The sequence below is a fragment of the Streptomyces sp. NPDC015220 genome (assembly GCF_043079345.1).
In the GTDB taxonomy this organism is placed as follows: Bacteria; Actinomycetota; Actinomycetes; order Streptomycetales; family Streptomycetaceae; genus Streptomyces.
The window spans coordinates 1-2,092 of the sequence record NZ_JBIBUK010000052.1; the positions used below are offsets into that span (position 1 = coordinate 1).

2 protein-coding genes are annotated in these 2,092 nt (G+C 73.9%); one reads left to right on the top strand and one right to left on the bottom strand.

Annotated elements, in window-relative coordinates:
- The coding region (locus tag ACF061_RS38990; RefSeq protein ID WP_392271767.1) for a polyketide synthase dehydratase domain-containing protein at window positions 1-1,972 on the bottom strand (1,972 nt) is incomplete at its 3' end.
- On the opposite strand from ACF061_RS38990, the gene ACF061_RS38995 reads away from it, so the two are divergent.
- On the top strand, window positions 1,881-2,092 hold a 212-nt coding region (locus ACF061_RS38995), incomplete at its 3' end, for a hypothetical protein (RefSeq protein WP_392271768.1). The genes ACF061_RS38990 and ACF061_RS38995 overlap by 92 nt on opposite strands.

Genomic DNA, 2,092 nt, shown 5'->3' on the forward strand with positions numbered 1-2,092 from the left:
CATACACACCACCACGCCGCAACCCACCCACACCCGCAGGCACCACAGCCGGCAACCACCGCTGCGCATACCAGCACCCCGAACGCCAGGCAAGGCCGTGACCAGTGCGGTTGGGCGGGACGCGCCGCAGCTCCTGTGCCGGCCAGGCGTCGGACAGCGGCAGGTCGACCAGGCGCGTCCGCCAGTGCGGGTACTCCTTGAGCAGCGCGCCGGTGAAGCCGTGGACGGCGGCGTGCGCCGGTTCGCAGCGGTCGTCCGGGGAGATCGGCTGGGTCTGGTGGGTCAGCACGGTCAGGTGCAGTTCGCGGTCGCCGTACCCAGCCGCCAGCAGGGCTTTGACCAGCCGGAACAGGTCGAGCACGCCGTCGTCCTGGGCATCGTCGTACGCGATGCCGTCCTGCGGCGGCGGGGCCGACCAGACGACGTGGCCGAGCGAACCGACGGTGCCGTCGCCGATCGCCCGCGCCGCGGACCGGGCGTCGAGCACCAGGGCGGCGGGCCAGGCCCGGCGCAGTCGCTCGTCCGCGACGGAGGCGACGAGCAGGTCCGGGGCAGGGGCGGAGGGCTCGGCGGGAAGGGTGGCCGGCTCCCAGCTCGGGACGGCGTAGACGCTCTCGGCGTCCCGCACACCGCCCTCGCGCAGGTGCAGTCCCTGGATCCGGACGCACACCGTGCCGTCCTCGGCGCACAGGTCGATGTCGTACGTGCCTGCGCCCCTTGTCCCGCGCCGGGTGCGGACCCAGATCCGGTCCGGGCAGTGGCGGAACACCTCGACCGTGTCCACGGCGAAGGGCACGCCGGCGGGCGCGCCGTCCGTCCCGGCGCCGAGGGTCAGCCCGGCCACGGTCTGCAGGGCCCCGTCCAGCAGGCTCGGGTGCAACCGGCACTGTTCCAGCACGGGTGCGGCCGCGGGCCGGGCGAGCTCGGCCAGCACCTGGCCGTCACCGAGCCGGATGCCGCCGAGTGCGCGCAGGCTCGGGCCGTGCTCGATGCCGCGCGCCCGCAGGGCGGCGTAGACCTCGTCGGCCGGGAGACCGTCGCGGCGGACGGTCGCCCGCAGCTCGTCGAGGTCGAGCCGGGGCCCGGTGGGGTCGCCCAGCTCCGCGGCGCCCTGGCAGTGCACCGCGGAGGCGTCGCCGAGCACCCGGTCACCGCTGTGCACGGTGAAGCCGACCGCGCCGCCGTCCCGCCGTTCCAGCGTGACGTGCAGCTCCGTACGGCCGTCCGGGGCGGTCAGCGGCTGCGGCCAGACGATGTCACGCAGCCGCAGGCTGTGCTCCGTCGCGCCCAGCTCTCCGAGGGCGAACTCGACGGCGGCACGGGCCATTTCGATCGAGACGACACCGGGGAGGATGGACCGCCCGCCCACGACGTGGTCGGCGAGGAAGAACTCGTCACCGGTCAGCGTGGTGGTGAACCGGTGCGCCAGCAGGTCGGAGGTGTTGGCGTGGACAAGCGGGTGCAGGACGTCGGCAACGGATACGCTCGGCGCGGCCGGCTCGGCCTCCTCTCGCACCCAGTAGCGGCGGCGGGCGAAGGGATACGTCGGCAACGGCACCCGGCCGAAACCGCCCCCCGCGAACAGCACACCGAAGTCGAAGTCCTGCCCCCGCACGAACAGTTCGGCCACCGCCGACAGCCGCTCACGGTACTCCGGACCAGCCGGCAAGGACGGCCCACCGCACTCCCGCAGACACCGAGCCCCATAACCCGCCAGCCCCGACGCACGGCCCCCCGGCTCAACCCCGGCAGCCTCCGACACGAACACACCCGACGCCGTGCCGTTCTCCAGCCAGCCCGAGAGCGCCGCCACCAGCCCCGCCCGGTCCCGCACCACCGCAGCCCACCGATGACGCACATGCCGACGCCCCGTCAGCAACGTGAAACTCACATCCCCCAACGGCGCCCTGCCACCCTCAGGACCCTCGCTCCACGCCAGCAACGCACGCACCTGCTCACGAACCTGCTCCACCGAGGCCGCCGACAACACCACCAGATACCCCGGCAACACCCCCGCCACCCGCGCCGGCTCCGGCGCCTCCCCGATCACCACATGCGCATTCGTCCCCGAAAACCCGAACGCGCTCACCGC